This window comes from Oscillatoria salina IIICB1, from assembly GCF_020144665.1.
In the GTDB taxonomy this organism is placed as follows: domain Bacteria; phylum Cyanobacteriota; class Cyanobacteriia; order Cyanobacteriales; family SIO1D9; genus IIICB1.
Genome location: NZ_JAAHBQ010000014.1, coordinates 92,305 through 108,128, shown reverse-complemented (window position 1 = coordinate 108,128; position 15,824 = coordinate 92,305). Strand labels below are relative to the sequence as shown.

Sequence of the window (15,824 nt, the reverse complement as noted above, 5' to 3'; positions counted from 1 at the left end):
GTTCCCGAAACATCAGCGTATTGAGGATCGCTTCTTCGATTAACGTCAAATCCAGCGTGTCGTCTTTGTTTCGCCTCGCCATATCGTTTTTTGAATATACATCTACTTTTTCTAGTATATACATTTTTTGAATATACTTTAAGCCAGCATCGCCAAATTTGTTAAATTACGACTAAATTGGTGAAACCTAGTCTAATCGCCCAGCTAATTTTTCTGAAATAATTTATCTTTTCAGTAGCATATATTTGCTAAAATAAAAGGATATCCGAGTTATTTATTTTCGATAAAAATATGCAAGCTACTAACAGAATTTCTCCTAAATTAAAGATTCCTCCCTTAGAAAACGGAGATAAACTAAATCGGACTGAATTTGAGCGACGCTATGCTGCTATGCCCGATTTAAAGAAGGCAGAATTAATTGAAGGGATCGTTTATATGGCATCTCCTTTAAGAATTACCAATCATGGCAATCCTCACGCTAAAATCATCACTTGGTTAGGAAATTATTGGTCAGCAACCCCAGAAATTGAATTAGGAGATAATGCTACTGTACGTCTCGACCTTGATAACGAACCTCAACCCGATGCACTATTAAGAATTAAAGTAGGAGGACAATCTACAATTAGTGAGGATGGCTATGTAGAAGGTGCGCCAGAATTAATTGTCGAAATTGCTGCTAGCAGTGTTTCAATCGATTTGCATCAAAAACTTAAAGTGTATCGCCGCAATCAAGTACAAGAATATTTAGTGTGGCGAGTTGATGACGGCGAATTTGATTGGTTTAGGTTACAATCAGGGGAATATGTTCAACTTGAACCGAATAGCAATAAGATAATTTGTTCTCAAGTTTTCCCTGGACTGTGGCTAGATAAAGAGGCATTATTAACGGGAAATTTAGCTCAGGTTTTAGCAATTTTGCAGCAAGGTTTAGCGAGCCAGGAACATCAAGATTTTGTCCGAAAATTAACTCAAAAAAGTAATTAAATTTAGCAAAAATATGGGTATTTATTATCAATTAATACTTTGATAATGAGATAGTAAATAGGTGGGGAAATACCCACCTAAGATTATTACTTGACGTTGGTATAAACTCCACGGACACTAGGACTGGTTCCGCTTTGCCAACTGGGGTCGTTGATAGCTGACCAACTAAAATTATTTGCAGGAATTGAAGCTGGATTAGGTGCGCCGTCAAACTTAGCTACTGCGGCGTTAACATTAACAGGAATGCCTTGTACTTGACGTAGTTGCAAAGTTTCCAAATCAAATAATGCTCGCCCAATCATATCTTTACGTTTCGCGGCGAGATTAGGATGAATAAAGTTACCCAAACTTTCAAACATTACGCCTTTTTTGCCAGAATTAGATTGAACGATGCGTACTGGCGCCCAAACATGAGGTCCGTGTCCAAAAACAACATCACCGTTATAGCTACGGATAAATTCAATTCCCGCGTTCACTAACTGTTGTTGAGTCGCGTTATTCCAACTGTGGATAGAGAGAATACGAAGATCGGCATTAGCATCCCGGAGCGATCGCAGCACCGCATTTTTATCACTAATACAGGTAATATTGTTACAAGCGCCGCCCATGTATAAACTAGCAAAAGCGACTCTAATTTGCTTACCTTTCACATTCATGGTACGAACTTGAGCAACCGCTTTTTGAGAACCAACACCATGCCAAATCCAGTTTGCATTCATTTCCTGGCTTAAGCGTGTCATGTGCTGCGCGGTCATCACAGAACTATATAAACCATTTTCGCCACTGTTACAATCCCAACTATGGTTATTCGCTAAACCAATCAAATTAAAGCCGCGTAGATAAGCTTCTCGCAAGTTATCAGGATGAGAAACAAAAGCGTAAGAACTACGTGAAGGTCTACCTCGGAAACTATTACAGCGCGTTCCTACCGCAGTTTCCCAATTAATAAAGCTTAGATCGCCGCGATAAGATTTACCAGTAGGATCGAGTGCATCGAGTCGCTGCCCAAAATTAGCAAATCCTCCTTGTGGTAAAGTTTGATTTAAACTCAAAGGCTGTTTGTAGGTTAGCGCCATTCCTGCATCACCTACACCCCGCACATCTAAAAATTCTGTTGCTTGTTCGTTATCTAAGGGTATCGGTTTGAGGTTTTCTGCGAGATTAGTTTGCTTTTCTTGGTTGGGAAGCGTTTGCGCTGTTACTTGAGAATCTTTGAAAAATTGCCCTAGCATTGTTGTAGTTGATACGCCTGCTAAAGCACCTAGACAAAGGATTGTAGCCCAAAACAAGTTAGTTTTTTTCATGAGAAGCGAACGATTTACAAATTGGTCACAAGTTTAGAAGATAGCACATTGGGGAGGTGGTGACTGGGGAGGTGGTGACTGGGTTCAGTTATCAGTGAACAGTTACCAGTGAACAGTTAGCAGTTATCAGTTTATATTCTAATTCCCCCTTGTCCCCCCCCTCCTCCTTGTCCTCCCCCTCTCCCTTGTCTTCCCCCTCTCCCAATTTCCCAATTTCCTAGTCCCTAATATTCGAGTAAGCGGCTTTGACTTGGGAATTAACGCCACTTTGCCAGGTAGGATCGTTAACAGATTGCCAATTGAGGTTAGCAGATAAAGCGGTAGGATTAGGTGCACTACCAAAACTAACACTAACTCGGTCAACGTAGATGGGAATAATTTGGACTTGACGCAATTCTAAGGTATCTAGATCGAACAAAGCACGTCCGATGATATTTTCGGCTCTAGGAAGTAAGGAAGGATGAATAAAGTTACCTAAACTTTCAAACATTACGCCTTTTTTGCCTCTTTCTGACTCGACAACGCGAACGGGTTTCCAAACGTGGGGTCCGTGTCCAAAAACGATATCTCCGTCGAAGTGTTTCAGGAATTTTACACCAATATTAGTTAATTGCTGTTGAGTTTCGCTTGTCCAACTGTGCATCGCGAGAATACGAATATCTGCGTCGGCATCTCGTAGCGATCGCAGCACGGTTAATTCGTCTTTAATACAGGTAACATAGGTACAGTCTCCTTCGGCGATATATAAACTCGCAAAGGCTACTTTTACTGGACGACCTTTAATTTCTAAAGTCTTGACAGTTGCTTCTTTTTGGGTTCCTACTCCATCCCAAAGCCAGTTAGCGTTTGTTTCTTGACTCAAACGTTCCAGGTGACGGGCGGAAACCGCAGCGCCGTCTAAGCCTTCTTCGGCATTGGGACAATCTCTGGTATGATTATTCGCTAAACCGATTAAATTAAAGCCACGTTCGTAAGCACCAACTAAGTTATCTGGATGGGACATAAATGCAAATGAACGAGGTCCTAAAGGAGCCCAAAATTGGTTACAGCGAGTACCAACTGTGGTTTCCCAATTGATAAAAGTTAAGTCGCCACGGTATGATTTTCCGGTGGGGTCAAAGGCATCTAAACGCTGTCCAAAGTCGGCGGGAACTCCTTGAGGTAAATTTTGATTTAAGTTTAAAGGTTGTTGGTGAGTAAGCGCCATTGCTGCATCACCAACTCCGCGTATATCTAAAAATTCTCCTGCTAAATCTTTATCGAGAGGTATGGGTTGTAAGTCGTCGGTGGGGTTGGTTTGATTTATTTCTTGAGAAATGCTAACTGCTACTATTGCTGTTTCTGGTTCGGGTAAAGGAGTTGGTTTGGCTTGTAGTTCGGGTGGTGGTTCGGGTGGTAAAGTTTCTTGTCTTGAACTGGTTTGTGGTATATTTGTTGTTTCTTCTTCTGAAGGAAGTCCAGCACATCCCGCAGTGAAAAAAAAGGCGCTGGCGAGAGAAAATATAACCCAAGAACGTTTGGTATTATTCATTACAAAAATTGGGGTGGGAGAAATAACTGCTTTAAATTTTGATAGCTTACTATATTTCTTTGCGTCTTGGTGCGTAATTTTCCGGATCGTGCAATCTTCAATTACTTAGACAGTAGTTGACCAGTAGAAAGCAAAATATGCTTGTGTAAATTCCCCCGATCGCGCTAATCTCGGATGGGGTTGTTTTAGCCTTCTTAAGTAAAGTTTCCTTAGCTAGGAGCATGGGGGAAGCAATCTTCTTCTAGAGTGGGATTATAGAACTTGTAGGAAGTGAAATGAGCGATCGCGAAAAAAATGTCATCAATATCGAACCAGGGACTCTGTTGTTTATCGTTGTCGCTTTGTTACTGTTACCATTACTGCTGACAGGTTTTCTCTCTCAGTAGGTGAAATCCGGGAATTGGCGATCGCTCTGGGAAAATTTTTGCTAATTTAAAGTTATGCTTTCGGCGCGATCGCTTGCATCATCAAGGTTTTGGCAGCTTTAGACCTTCTGGAAGAAATTAATTTCGCAAAATACTTGACACATTTCGGTTAATAACTGCTACAATAACAAAGGTTAATACATTGGGGTGTAGCCAAGCGGTAAGGCAGCGGGTTTTGGTCCCGCCATTCCTAGGTTCGAATCCTAGCACCCCAGTTCAGAAGGAAGGCTGCTCAAGCAGTCTTTTTTTGTGATTAAAGCTAGTTTCTCGGGTGCTAGTTACCCGTCAGCAATTTATCAGTCACGAATTCTGGAACAAACCTAGCTGCTGCTAAATCTAAGCTCTTGTATGTAAGCACGAAAAAGCTGGTTTTGGTTTTACTATGTCTAGAGAAAATTTATTAATCTGGCGAATGCCCTTAAATTTAATTTTAGTAGTGTTGCTTGGGTCTTGTCAGGGACAACCAATCGAAAGACTAGAAACTGATGACGCGATATCTGATAAAAATCCTACTCCTACCACACCAATTACTGATCGGAATCCTAGCCCTACGACACCAATTGCCAAAACACCAACAATTCCTGTATCCAATAATTACACAACTTACGAAAATCAGCAATGGGGGTTTAGTTTCGACTATCCTCAAGGGTTGGTTATTGACGAGAGAAGAACTTCGATAGAGTCTTCAGTTTTAGATATAGTAGAATTATGGACACAAAAGGACGATCGCGCAATTCAGGCTGGTAAATATCAAGATGGGGAATATCCTCCTAATGTTATTGTTTCTATCCATCAAAACCCCCAAAATTTGTCGTTACAAGCATGGGTAGAAAATACTAATTGGTTTGTTGCACCAAATAACTTTACACCGATAACTATTGCTGGTAAAGAAGGCTTTAAGTTTCAGTCAACAGGATTGTATGAATTTGAATATATTGTTATTCCTCTAAATAATTCTCAACAAATTATTGCTATTGGTTTTGCTAAAGGTGGTGACAGTGAAGCTGAGTATAGACAAGCATTTACAAGTATAATTGATACTTTGCAATTAGTAAATAAATCTCAGTCTAGTTTACAGTTTGAAGATTATCCGGTAAACGATTTTTTTACAGGTAATCCTGCGGCTGTGGATCTTAATAGTCATCCCCAAGCGCGAAGATTTCGTACAGCATTACAAGAAGGTGTTAAAGATGGTGCTAATTTTGCAGGAAAGTATGCTGTTGTTACGATAGGATGCGGAAGTTCTTGTCAACAAATTGCGATCGTTGATGTTTCCACGGGGAAAGTATTTATGTCTGAAGTTGGTTCCGAATTAGGTGTCAAGCATCGTTTAGATAGTCGTTTGTTAGTTATTAATCCTCCAGAAAATCTAGAAAATATTAATATGCCAAATGGGGTAAGAACTCAATATTTTGTTTTGGAAAATAACAGCTTGCGATCGCTAAATTAAGAATAGTTAAACTAGGTTAAATAATTGATTTTGCTTAAATATAAATCAAAAGTTTATTTCCATAAATTTTGTCAATAGATTTTTAATCAAAATTTATGGAAATAGACAAGGCGAAATATTTTTAGCGTGCAATAATATCAAATCCGGTTAATTAGTCATCTAGGGTAACAGATGATTATAGCGGGCATCTTGCCCGCACTACCAGCTAAAATGGTAGACAAGGCGAAATATTTCTAGCGTGAAATAATATCAAATCCGGTTAATTAGTCATCTAGGGTAACAGATGATTATAGCGGGCAAGGCTTGTCCTGAGCGTAGTCGAATGGATGCCCGTACTACCAGCTAAAATGGTAGAATATTGTAGCGGTAGATCCTATCTTGGTCGCTGTTTTTTAGCTATGGTTAATTATGAGGATCTGAGCTAATTTATTTACCCACTATCAATGTGCTGTATGGAAACTAAAAGCTTATTCTAAGATTACTGTACATTATTGTAGCTAGTTATAGGGATTAATTAGGATAAACTTGCTTAAATACTAATTAAAAAACAGGTTTAAATAAACAGCATTGCGGACTAATTACTGACTAGCTTGAAAAATTTGTTCCGCAGAGAGATTAAATGTGGTAAATGTTGGTGAAATAATTCTTTCAGTACCTTGAAATTGACTAACTTGATATTCTCCCTCGATAAGATTATACACTGATAATTTCGGTTGTTTTGGGTTGCCGAGAAAGTTCCGTCCTCCAAGGGCTGCGTAATCAACAATCCAATATTCAGGAATACCCATTTCTTCATAATCTGCTCGTTTTTTGAAATAATCATCTCGCCAATTTGTACTGACAACTTCGACAATAAGTTTAACTGAACTAGCGTTTTCAATTACTGATTCAGTTTCCCAACGAGGTTCATTAGCGATCGCCAAGCGATCGAGTACAATAATATCGGGTTCATAGCCAGATTTACCGTTGCTTGACTTCACAATTGACTCTCTAGGAATTGTCCAAATTCCACGCTTTCCCATTTGGATAATTGTCAGGATTAATTCTTCCATGAGGAAGCCAGTAACAGAGGAATGTTTCCCAGTAGGTTTAGGCATTTTGACAACAATTCCCTCATGAAGTTCATAGCGTTCTTCTGTGTTAGGATACCAGGTAATAAATTCGGCAAAGGTAAAGTTTTTTGTTAAGGATTTTACCATGATTTTCCGCTTTAATGAGATGATTATATTTTAGCTGTTTTAGGAGTGCGGGCATCCATTCGACTACGCTCAGGACAAGCCTTGTCCGCTATATAGTAAGAGTATGTGATGTGTGAAAATATTTAACTACTTGGTGTAGAGACTAAAATGCAATATCTCTACAAATTTTACTATTGGTATATATAGTTGATGATTAACTGAATTTGAAATAGGCAGCGCTAAAGCGCTGACTACGAACTAGAATACTGATTGGGAACTAAATTGGTGATTTTTTCTAGTTGTCAGTTTGTGGGCTGGAAATAGGCAGCGCTAAAGCGCTGACTACGAACTAGAATACTGGTTAGGAACTAAATTGGTGATTTTTTCTAGTTGTCAGTTTGTGGGCTGGAAATAGGCAGCGCTAAAGCGCTGACTACGAACTAGAATACTGATTGGGAACTAAATTTATGGCATGATTAAGCTTGGGTGTTGTAGCGAGAGGAATTATGTCAGCGAATGCTCCGACGATTCTAGCTTTGGATTTTGATGGTGTTGTCTGTGATGGGTTAAAGGAGTATTTTCAGACGACAGTGAAAACTTATCGACTTATTTGGGAGAATGAGAGTAAACAAGATTTAGAGGAATTTGCTGAAAGTTTCTATCGACTACGCCCGGTAATTGAGATAGGCTGGGAAATGCCGATCTTGTTGCGATCGCTGATTTTAGGATTTCCACAAGCTAGAATATCACAAAGTTGGTCTGAGGTGGCGGCGGAAATTGTCGCAGCAGAAAATTTAGCTGGTGCGGAAATTGGCGCAAAGTTAGATAATGTTAGGGATAATTGGATTAAAACGGATCTTGATGGTTGGTTGAGTTTGCATCGCTTTTATCCTGGTGTCGTCGCAAAAGTGCAAAATGTAATTAGTAATAGCACAACTCAATTATTCATTATCACTACCAAAGAAGGACGCTTCGCGAAAAAATTATTACAACAAGCAGGAATTGAATTGTCCCCAGAGTCGATAATTGGAAAAGAAGCAAAGTCTCCCAAACATCAAACCTTACGTCAGATTATCAACCTAGCAGAAAAAGACGATCTCCAAGTTTGGTTTGTCGAAGATCGACTGAAAACCCTTCAGTCGGTACAAAAACAAAAAGATTTAGACACAATTAGTTTATATTTAGCCGATTGGGGCTACAATACCGAAAAAGATCGTCAAACAGCGCAGGAAAATCCAAGCATAAGTTTACTATCTTTGCAACAGTTTGCTCAAGATTTTTCCGCCTGGAATTAACATTACTGGGTACGATTATGCTTGACTTAGCCAAACTCACAGGACAAATTCCCGGTATTAGCCAACATCTTACCAAAGAAGCGTTGGCGAGTCGCAAACGTTTGGAATTAGCGGAAAATTTACTGGGAGAAAGTCAAGCAAGACAGATAGAGTTAGTAGACTCTCATCAAAAATGGCGCGATCGCCTAATTTTTGCGGCTGCTTGCCCTGTGGAACCTCTCGATACTAAAATTTACCTCAAAGCCCCTCCCTACACTCACAGCGTCTTTGCTACCGATGGTTCGCAAATATCTCCTTCTCACCACGAAATCGCCTATTGTTATTTAATCAATATCGGTCGGGTAATGTTACACTACGGACAAAGTTTACATCCGCTTCTCGATAGCATCCCCGAAGTATTTTACCGCCCAGAAGACCTTTATGTCTCGAAGCAATGGGGTATTCGCACTGATGAATGGATGGGCTACCGACGCACAGTTTCCGAAGCCCAAATGCTAGCAGAAATGGCGAGTAATTGGGTAAACCCTCCTGGCGCACATTATGAACCTAATTTAGCACTTGTAGACGGTTCTTTGATTTTATGGTTTATTGAGAACTTACCCCTAGAAGCCAGAGAGACAATTCTTTTACCGATTTTGGCAGCTTGGGAGGAACTGCGACAAAGTAAAATTCCTTTAATGGGTTATCTTAGCGCCTCTCGGAGCATCGAAGCTGTGAACTTTTTGCGTTTACAAGCTTGTACTCATGAGACACCAAACTGTGTGGTTAATTGTAGCAATTTAAGCGATCGCTATCCTTGTCAAGTTATCGATCCCTTGCGCGATGCCACACTTTGGGCAAATATATTAGAACCAGGACAAAGAGGACCTTTGTGGAAAAGTTCCGCGAAAATCCTCGAACTTTACGATGAATCATTGCAAGTATACTTCTGTTACGTTCACGTTGGCACAGAAATCGCCAGAATAGAAGTTCCCGCTTGGGTAGCAGAGGATACAGAATTATTCGAGCAATCTCTGGGTATTATGTTAGGACAGGTGTACAAAGGTTACGGCTATCCAGTCGCCCTCGCTGAATCTCACAACCAAGCAGTAGTCAGAGGCGGCGATCGCGCCCGTTTCTTCGCCCTTTTAGAACAGCAAATGATCCGCGCTGGCTTGAAAAACGTCGGTACATCTTACAAAGAAACCCGTAAACGCGGTAGCGTCGCTTAAATTTTAGCCTAGAGCAGAGAACGAGATCGCTCAAGACATCCTCACTTTCGGAAAACCTTGCTAACATAGGCTCCGATCGTTGTTTATTGTTCACTGTTCACTGCTATAGTTGCCCATTTACGGGTTCAGCTATGATAGTCATTAATGCGTCTCGCTACTTTTTCGCTCGACAGTATCTTCTCTAGTTATGATTGTCCACATTTGTGAATTAATTTGATTTTGATTCACAAAAGGTTCTGCAAATCATCATTGGTAAAGTTCAACTCACATTTGTAGAAATATCAATCACAGACTCCCGATAATCTTCTTAATAACTATAGGATAACTATATCAAAGATTATCGAAATTGTCAGGACATTTACAGTAACCTATCTTACTTAAATAAGTTCAAATCAGCCTCCCAAATTCCGAGGTGGGTTTGGGGAAAATTGAATACTACTTTGGCAAAAAATCTACTTTAGGGAAGAAGAAATTATGTTTAGTTCGCGATTGATTCCTCAACCAGTAATGTTTGAAAAGTTAATTTCAGGAAGAGTGACAGTAGCGATCGCACCAGACAAACCAGGGAGAGTAGCTTTTCAGGGAAGTTTTTACCCAGCAAAACTCTCCAACCCAACTTGTCAGAAGACTCTAAAACCTGGAGATATTTGTACTATTGTCGGGAGAGAAAGCATCACATTGCTTGTAAATGTTTGATTAATGTTATACTAGCCCGCATAGGCGGGCTACTCTATAGCCGCCCGTTTACAAGTTCGGCTATCTTATTCTAATCCCTACTCAAATCGCCGCGATCGTCCTTGGGATCGTTAATCATTTGCGGTGTAACTGCGGGATTATCAGCAAGTTCCTGTGGAGTGTTATTCTGAACTTTATTCGGCGTACTTACTAACTCTTCAACCTTAACAGTTTCTGGTTCTTTCTTTTCCGGCGCTTTATTTTCCGCATTTTGACTCATAAATAATTGCTCATCATATACATTCAACAGTTATAGCTTAAACCTCTTGCTCCTAAGAAATAAACTATCCCAAGGAAGAAATCGAAAAAACTATCTCGTCTTTAGTCGATAACTTCTTTCACTGTACTAATAGGAATAAAAAGAGAAAATGCTTCACCTTCTAAAGGAAGAAAACCATATTTCAAATAAAATTGCTTTGCTTGTTCATTAATCGCATCAACTGCTACGGCAAATATTCCTACCTCTGAAGAAAGACTAACTGCACTAAGAAAACACTTAACTAATAAAGCTTTTCCTAGCCCTCTCCCTTGCATGGATAAATCTACAGCTAATTTCCCAATACGCATAGCAGGAAGAGGATAACGCGGTAATCCTTTTCGATACTGTTCCGGTAAAGATGTAAACTCAATTTGACCCATACTCAGAGAATAATAGCCGACAACTTGTCTACTTTCTGAATCAAAAATTGCCACAAAAGTCTTAGCAATGCCTTTAACGTGATTCTGTCGAGCATATCTTTTCAAGTAATCATTTAATGCGGGGACACCACAATCAAAATCATCTCTCCTTACGCTACTATCTATGGGAAGAAAAATAAATTCCACAGCTTACCACTTCCCGTATTTTTCTTGATGCTCTTTAATCGCTGCTTTCAAAGCTTCATTTGCTTTTGGAGGGTTTTCTAATGCTTCCATAAATATATCTCTATCTCGGTCAGAGAGAACCATCCGGTCATAATTAGCAATATCTTCAATTGCTGCACTTAAAGCTTGATGGATGATGTAATCATTCAAACTAAGTCCTGTCATAGCAGCCGCTTTTTCAAGTCTTTCAATATGTTCTGAACTTAGCTTCAGAGTAATGCTAGTTTCATTAGTTGGTGTAGACATAATTTTTTTGTTGTTTACTATTTTATTTAATCGCTATATTTGATTATACCAGAAATAATTTTAAGCGATCGCCGTAAGCGGCGCTGGGCTTTGCCCAATCGCGCATTTTATGGCATCCTAAAATAAGAGCTACGTGAGGTAAATAATGTCTACAGAAAAACAAATAGTTGTCATCGGTGCTGGTTGGGCTGGTTTGGCTGCAACTTATCATTTAGCTAAACAAGGTTATCAGGTTACTTTACTTGAAGCTGCACCTTATCCTGGGGGTTTAGTTGCAGGTTGGAAAACTGCGGGAGGACGTTCGGTAGAAGGTGGTATTCATGGTTTTTGGTATCCCTACAAAAATATCTTTAGTTTAGTGGAAGAATTAGGTTTAAATCCTTTTACTCCTTTTACTCGTTCTTCTCAATATTCTCCCGCAGGATTAGAAGTAGAATCACCTTTATTTCAAGAAGAACCTCGGCTTCCTACTCCTCTCGGAACTTTCCTTTATACTCGCTTCAAACGCTTACCTTTAATTGACCGACTTTCGGCTTTACCTTTGCTTTATGCTGTAATTGATTTTGATAATTCTGACGAAGCTTGGCGACGCTACGATAAAATAACTGCTAGGGAATTATTCAAACAATTTGCTGTTTCCGAACGACTCTACAAAGATAGTTTTGAACCGATGCTTTTAGTTGGTTTATTTGCTCCCGGAGAACAGTGTTCCGCCGCCGCAGCTTTGGGAATGCTTTATTACTTCATTTTGGCTCACCAACCCGATTTTGATGTCGTCTGGTGTCGAGGAACGGTCGGAGAAATGATTTTTCGACCTTGGGTACAGCAAATTGAAAAGCTGGGCGGAAAGGTACTAACTAATCAACGAGTTGATGATATTCTTCTCGATGAAACAGGTAATGCGAAAGCGGTGGTTTGTGGGGAGGAAATTTTTACAGCCGATGCAGTAATTTCGGCAGTTAGTGTTAAGGGAGTGAAAAAAATTGTCGCTGGTAGTTCCACTTTAAAAAATTATCGTCAGTTTCTCGATTTACAAAATTTAGGTGCAATTGATGTCTTAGCAACTCGCTTATGGTTCGACCGCAAAGTGTTTGTTCCGCTTCCTTCTAATGCTTGTTTTGGTTTTGACTCAACCACGGGTTGGACATTTTTTGATTTGAATAGTTTGCAGGATGAATATCAAGATGAACCAGGTAGTGTAATTGAAGCAGATTTTTATCATGCGAATCAATTATTACCGATGACAGATGAGCAAATTGTCGCGAAAGTACATCGTGATTTATCTGTTTGTGTACCGGAGTTTAAGCAAGCAAAAGTAATCGATAGTAGTGTGATTCGCGTATCTCAAGGAGTAACACATTTTGCGCCCGGTAGCTATCAGTATCTCTTACCAGCCAAGACGAATATTCCTAATTTGTTTATGAGTGGCGATTGGATTGTAACTCGTCATGGTTCGTGGTCGCAAGAAAAAGCTTATGTTACTGGTTTGGAAGCAGCAAATTTAGTTATCGAACGCTTTGGTTTTGGGGAAAAAGCTAATATTATTCCTGTGGAACCAGACGAACCTCATATTCAAGCAGCGAGGAATGTTAATCAGACAATTCGAGAGTGGGGGAAAAATTTCTTACCTAATTTTTGGTTGCCCTAGGCAACTTAACAGTATACTGAGGAAGATAAATTGAGAGGATAGCGATCGCTATAGACAAAACTCCCCTTTGGTAGTTTAAAATACATGGGGAAACTTAGATGTAGTTGCAGCGATGACAGTATACCAAGTGCGACTGATTAATTCTACACTCAAGTGCGATCGCGCGATTGTTGTTCCCGAAGATAGATCGAGTTTTGATAATTTGTGATTTAATATTTTGCGTAAAGGCGCAAAGATGCAAAGAGGTAGTAAATGTCTATTGAAGATGAAGTTGGATTTACTGTTAAGGAAGCAAGAAAAATTTTGGATAGGTTTAGCTGTACTCAGGTTAAAGAGGTTGAGTCAGTAGCTGAAAAAAAGCAGTTGCGTGAAGCTTTGTTGCTGATTTCTGGTTTGTCGGAGTCAGAAAATTTAGGCATTTGTGCGGATAATTCCCAACAGGGTTTTGCTGCTTTGTCTAGTTATTTGCAAGCAATGGGTTATCAATCTAATTTTGATTCTGCGGCAATAACTCCAGTGGAAAAGCCAGTTTATATCAAGTACAATACTCAGAAAAAAGCTTATTATCTTGATTCTTATACGGGGGAATATCGCGGCGTACTTGTTTCTTGTCAGTCGGAAGATGATCGGGTAAATGGAGTCTACGGTCATTTACCTTTAAACTTGTTCAGCGAATAATTAATTGAGGGTAAATATATGGTTTATCAGGAACAAATTGAACTTTCAACCGATGCTAACGGTGATATGCACGACTTGACAGATAAAGTAAATTATGTTGTTAAAAATTCGGGAATTAAAACCGGAATTGCTCACATTTTTAATATTGGGAGTACCGCCGCTATTGGTACTATTGAATTTGAACCGGGCTTACAAAGAGATTTACCGGAAATTTTAAATAAATTAATGCCGCCAAGTCGAGATTATGGACACGAACAAACATGGCATGATGGAAATGGACATTCTCATTTACAAGCTACAATGCTCGGTCCAGAATTAACTGTACCCGTAAGGAATGGTAAACTAGCTTTAGGGACTTGGCAGCAAATTTTTCATCTCGAATGTGATATTAAACCTCGTCAGCGTCACATTGTTATTACTGTTTACGGAGAATAAGAGTATTCTACACAAATGAACGCAGAATCAAGTGTAATTTCTGAGCCTTTAATTGTCGGCTGTTGGCAACTGGATAACCGCAGTTGGAAATATCTTTCAGAAACAGAAGTTGAACGCACTCTCGATACTTATTTAGCTTGGGGAGTAACTCATTTTGACACGGCTGATATTTATGGACGCAGCGAAAAATTATTAGGGCGTTTGTTGAAAGGAAGAGATTGTACAATTTTGACGAAGGCTGTCTTGTTTGGTAATATTCCTACTGCTAATCAAGTTCGTAGCAAAATCGAAAATTCATTGCGAAATTTACAGCGTGAAACTCTTGATTTAGTACAAATACACTGGCAAAATCCTCAACTGGATTTTACTTCTACTCTCGAAATTTTTGCTCAACTTGTCGAACAAGGCAAAATTCGTCAATTAGGTGTAACTAATTTTAATACACCAATGCTTAAAAAGGCAATTCAATTTGCACCAATTACTACTAATCAAGTACAATACAGTCTTATCGATCGCCGTGTCGAAAATTCGATGCAATCATTGTGTCTGGAAAAAGAAATCATGTTGCTAACCTACGGTCCGTTAGTAGGTGGTTTTCTGGCTGATAAGTTTCGCGGTGTTAAGTCACCACCACCAGAAAACGAACACGCACGGGGTTTTTATTATAGTAGTGTGATTATGCGTCATGGTGGATGGTCGCCAGTTCAAGAAATGCTTAATGCTTTAGCACAAGTAGCGAGAAAATACGAGCTTACTATTGCTCAAGTTGCCTTAAATTGGGTGAAAAATCAACCTGGAGTGGGTGCAGTAATTTCTGGTTTAACTTTAGAACGCGGTCAAATTCAAAGTAATATAGAAGCTTTGCAAGCTAACATAGATTCGGCAGATTTGCAATTTCTCAGCGAAAAATCGGCTGATTTGTTTAAGCAAGAGGGAGATATTTATTCTTATGAACGAGGCTGATTGATAAATGATTGCGGGTATTTTACCCGCGCTAAAGTTCAATTTTATTTATTTGTTTATGTAACTCGATTTTGGTCTAATCCTTGTTTAACCCAATTAAGACAATCACTAGGGTTAGTAAATAGTTTGGGTGCAGCAATATTTCTCAATTCATTAGGAGGATAATGGTCGTAAAAACATTTTCCTGTTTCTTGATGGAGGATAATTAAATTTTTTTGGTAAGTGTAGCGTTGCTGAAAATAATCATTTTTACTAATTTTTTTTACGCATTCATCAAGATTTTTTTTAGCAATAAGAATAATTTCTTCCAAATTACTAGAATAAAGTCTGGCTGGATTTTCCGCTTTATGTAAGTGATTTTTGTGTCCTTCTTCGGAAAGTAAAGCATAAGAATAAATAGGGTTTCCGTCAGCTTTACCGTAGATAAAGGGGATAATAAGATAACCCAGAGAGGAAACAGATTTTTCGTAGATAAATTTACCCATTTTGCAAAAAAAAAATTGACAATTTGCCAAGTATATGGATAGAGTTTGAGTTAATTTAATAGTAATTATCTCAAAAATGGATAAGTGGCGTTACTTGTGTTAAATATTTGTTGCAAAACCTACAAATTGCTATTTGTCGATCGCCAAAATTCGCTCTAGTCAGAAAATATTAAAGAAAACCTCCCCCAAGGAGCGCAGCAAATTTTTATGGCTGCGTTTAATAGTGCTTCTTCCGATGGAATGAGTGAAGAAAGTGCCAGGGAAGTAGCTTGGAATTCAGTTAAAAATAGCTACGAACGAGGTGAAGATGGTCAATGGCATCATAAGGATAAAGGAGGCGCTAGTCGCGGTGCAACTGGTAATATGCCTGGGGCATAAATTGAATGAAAAAT

17 protein-coding genes and 1 tRNA gene are annotated in these 15,824 nt (G+C 39.2%); 11 read left to right on the top strand and 7 right to left on the bottom strand.

Annotation, left to right across the window (positions count from 1 at the left end):
- Positions 1-291: 291 nt before the first annotated feature.
- Positions 292-984, top strand: coding sequence for a Uma2 family endonuclease (locus G3T18_RS05660; RefSeq protein ID WP_224409561.1), 693 nt, complete (start codon positions 292-294; stop codon positions 982-984).
- 86 nt (positions 985-1,070) lie between these two features.
- On the opposite strand, the gene G3T18_RS05655 is transcribed toward G3T18_RS05660, so the two are convergent.
- On the bottom strand, positions 1,071-2,288 hold the full coding sequence (locus G3T18_RS05655; RefSeq protein ID WP_224409560.1) for a CapA family protein: 1,218 nt from the start codon (positions 2,286-2,288) through the stop codon (positions 1,071-1,073).
- 217 nt (positions 2,289-2,505) lie between these two features.
- Positions 2,506-3,819: a CapA family protein gene (locus G3T18_RS05650; protein WP_224409559.1), complete on the bottom strand. Its 1,314-nt coding sequence runs from the start codon at positions 3,817-3,819 to the stop codon at positions 2,506-2,508.
- A gap of 568 nt (positions 3,820-4,387) precedes the next feature.
- On the opposite strand from G3T18_RS05650, the gene G3T18_RS05645 reads away from it, so the two are divergent.
- Both G3T18_RS05645 and G3T18_RS05640 read left to right on the top strand, forming a co-directional pair.
- A tRNA-Gln gene (locus G3T18_RS05645) sits at positions 4,388-4,459 on the top strand.
- A 167-nt stretch (positions 4,460-4,626) separates the two neighbouring features.
- Positions 4,627-5,694, top strand: a complete 1,068-nt coding sequence (locus G3T18_RS05640) for a hypothetical protein (RefSeq protein WP_224409558.1) — start codon at positions 4,627-4,629, stop codon at positions 5,692-5,694.
- 578 nt (positions 5,695-6,272) lie between these two features.
- Here G3T18_RS05640 and G3T18_RS05635 read toward each other — a convergent pair.
- Positions 6,273-6,893, bottom strand: a complete 621-nt coding sequence (locus G3T18_RS05635; RefSeq protein ID WP_224409557.1) for a Uma2 family endonuclease — start codon at positions 6,891-6,893, stop codon at positions 6,273-6,275.
- 485 nt (positions 6,894-7,378) lie between these two features.
- Here G3T18_RS05635 and G3T18_RS05630 point away from each other — a divergent pair, with 485 nt between their 5' ends.
- The 3 genes from G3T18_RS05630 to G3T18_RS05620 all read left to right on the top strand — a co-directional run bounded on the left by G3T18_RS05630 (position 7,379) and on the right by G3T18_RS05620 (position 10,074).
- Positions 7,379-8,167 (top strand): HAD family hydrolase, encoded by a 789-nt coding sequence (locus tag G3T18_RS05630; protein ID WP_224409556.1) that lies wholly within the window; start codon positions 7,379-7,381, stop codon positions 8,165-8,167.
- A gap of 17 nt (positions 8,168-8,184) precedes the next feature.
- Entirely contained in the window at positions 8,185-9,378 is a 1,194-nt protein-coding gene (locus G3T18_RS05625) for a DNA double-strand break repair nuclease NurA (RefSeq protein ID WP_224409555.1), read from the top strand.
- 474 nt (positions 9,379-9,852) lie between these two features.
- Positions 9,853-10,074, top strand: a complete 222-nt coding sequence (locus G3T18_RS05620) for an NfeD family protein (protein ID WP_224409554.1) — start codon at positions 9,853-9,855, stop codon at positions 10,072-10,074.
- Between the two features lie 70 nt (positions 10,075-10,144).
- Here G3T18_RS05620 and G3T18_RS05615 read toward each other — a convergent pair whose 3' ends face one another.
- The 3 genes from G3T18_RS05615 to G3T18_RS05605 form a co-directional block, all read right to left on the bottom strand.
- The gene (locus G3T18_RS05615; protein ID WP_224409553.1) at positions 10,145-10,333 is read right to left on the bottom strand and encodes a hypothetical protein; all 189 of its coding nucleotides are present in this window, start codon (positions 10,331-10,333) and stop codon (positions 10,145-10,147) included.
- A gap of 101 nt (positions 10,334-10,434) precedes the next feature.
- Positions 10,435-10,938 carry a GNAT family N-acetyltransferase gene (locus G3T18_RS05610; RefSeq protein WP_224409552.1) on the bottom strand — a complete coding sequence of 168 codons (504 nt, stop codon included), beginning with the start codon at positions 10,936-10,938 and terminating at the stop codon, positions 10,435-10,437.
- 3 nt (positions 10,939-10,941) lie between these two features.
- Positions 10,942-11,223 (bottom strand): type II toxin-antitoxin system TacA family antitoxin, encoded by a 282-nt coding sequence (locus tag G3T18_RS05605; protein ID WP_224409551.1) that lies wholly within the window; start codon positions 11,221-11,223, stop codon positions 10,942-10,944.
- Between the two features lie 145 nt (positions 11,224-11,368).
- Between G3T18_RS05605 and G3T18_RS05600 the strand changes: the two genes are divergently transcribed.
- From G3T18_RS05600 to G3T18_RS05585, 4 genes are all read left to right on the top strand, one after another.
- On the top strand, positions 11,369-12,871 hold the full coding sequence (locus tag G3T18_RS05600) for a hydroxysqualene dehydroxylase (RefSeq protein WP_224409550.1): 1,503 nt from the start codon (positions 11,369-11,371) through the stop codon (positions 12,869-12,871).
- 252 nt (positions 12,872-13,123) lie between these two features.
- Positions 13,124-13,549, top strand: coding sequence for a DUF1824 family protein (locus tag G3T18_RS05595; RefSeq protein ID WP_224409549.1), 426 nt, complete (start codon positions 13,124-13,126; stop codon positions 13,547-13,549).
- 18 nt (positions 13,550-13,567) lie between these two features.
- Positions 13,568-13,984 (top strand): secondary thiamine-phosphate synthase enzyme YjbQ, encoded by a 417-nt coding sequence (locus G3T18_RS05590; protein WP_224409548.1) that lies wholly within the window; start codon positions 13,568-13,570, stop codon positions 13,982-13,984.
- Positions 13,985-13,999: 15 nt separating this feature from the next.
- Positions 14,000-14,947: an aldo/keto reductase gene (locus G3T18_RS05585; protein WP_224409547.1), complete on the top strand. Its 948-nt coding sequence runs from the start codon at positions 14,000-14,002 to the stop codon at positions 14,945-14,947.
- A gap of 56 nt (positions 14,948-15,003) precedes the next feature.
- On the opposite strand, the gene G3T18_RS05580 is transcribed toward G3T18_RS05585, so the two are convergent.
- On the bottom strand, positions 15,004-15,432 hold the full coding sequence (locus tag G3T18_RS05580) for a hypothetical protein (protein WP_224409546.1): 429 nt from the start codon (positions 15,430-15,432) through the stop codon (positions 15,004-15,006).
- A gap of 168 nt (positions 15,433-15,600) precedes the next feature.
- On the opposite strand from G3T18_RS05580, the gene G3T18_RS05575 reads away from it, so the two are divergent.
- On the top strand, positions 15,601-15,810 hold the full coding sequence (locus G3T18_RS05575; RefSeq protein WP_224409565.1) for a ChaB family protein: 210 nt from the start codon (positions 15,601-15,603) through the stop codon (positions 15,808-15,810).
- Positions 15,811-15,824 lie beyond the last annotated feature (14 nt).

Bases quoted from the DNA above. Each gene is read 5' to 3' on its own strand.
- G3T18_RS05660 (WP_224409561.1), top strand. From the start codon at position 292: ATGCAAGCTACTAACAGAATTTCTCCTAAATTAAAGATTCCTCCCTTA.
- G3T18_RS05655 (WP_224409560.1), bottom strand. From the start codon at position 2,288: ATGAAAAAAACTAACTTGTTTTGGGCTACAATCCTTTGTCTAGGTGCT.
- G3T18_RS05650 (WP_224409559.1), bottom strand. From the start codon at position 3,819: ATGAATAATACCAAACGTTCTTGGGTTATATTTTCTCTCGCCAGCGCC.
- G3T18_RS05640 (WP_224409558.1), top strand. From the start codon at position 4,627: ATGTCTAGAGAAAATTTATTAATCTGGCGAATGCCCTTAAATTTAATT.
- G3T18_RS05635 (WP_224409557.1), bottom strand. From the start codon at position 6,893: ATGGTAAAATCCTTAACAAAAAACTTTACCTTTGCCGAATTTATTACC.
- G3T18_RS05630 (WP_224409556.1), top strand. From the start codon at position 7,379: ATGTCAGCGAATGCTCCGACGATTCTAGCTTTGGATTTTGATGGTGTT.
- G3T18_RS05625 (WP_224409555.1), top strand. From the start codon at position 8,185: ATGCTTGACTTAGCCAAACTCACAGGACAAATTCCCGGTATTAGCCAA.
- G3T18_RS05620 (WP_224409554.1), top strand. From the start codon at position 9,853: ATGTTTAGTTCGCGATTGATTCCTCAACCAGTAATGTTTGAAAAGTTA.
- G3T18_RS05615 (WP_224409553.1), bottom strand. From the start codon at position 10,333: ATGAGTCAAAATGCGGAAAATAAAGCGCCGGAAAAGAAAGAACCAGAA.
- G3T18_RS05605 (WP_224409551.1), bottom strand. From the start codon at position 11,223: ATGTCTACACCAACTAATGAAACTAGCATTACTCTGAAGCTAAGTTCA.
- G3T18_RS05600 (WP_224409550.1), top strand. From the start codon at position 11,369: ATGTCTACAGAAAAACAAATAGTTGTCATCGGTGCTGGTTGGGCTGGT.
- G3T18_RS05595 (WP_224409549.1), top strand. From the start codon at position 13,124: ATGTCTATTGAAGATGAAGTTGGATTTACTGTTAAGGAAGCAAGAAAA.
- G3T18_RS05590 (WP_224409548.1), top strand. From the start codon at position 13,568: ATGGTTTATCAGGAACAAATTGAACTTTCAACCGATGCTAACGGTGAT.
- G3T18_RS05585 (WP_224409547.1), top strand. From the start codon at position 14,000: ATGAACGCAGAATCAAGTGTAATTTCTGAGCCTTTAATTGTCGGCTGT.
- G3T18_RS05580 (WP_224409546.1), bottom strand. From the start codon at position 15,432: ATGGGTAAATTTATCTACGAAAAATCTGTTTCCTCTCTGGGTTATCTT.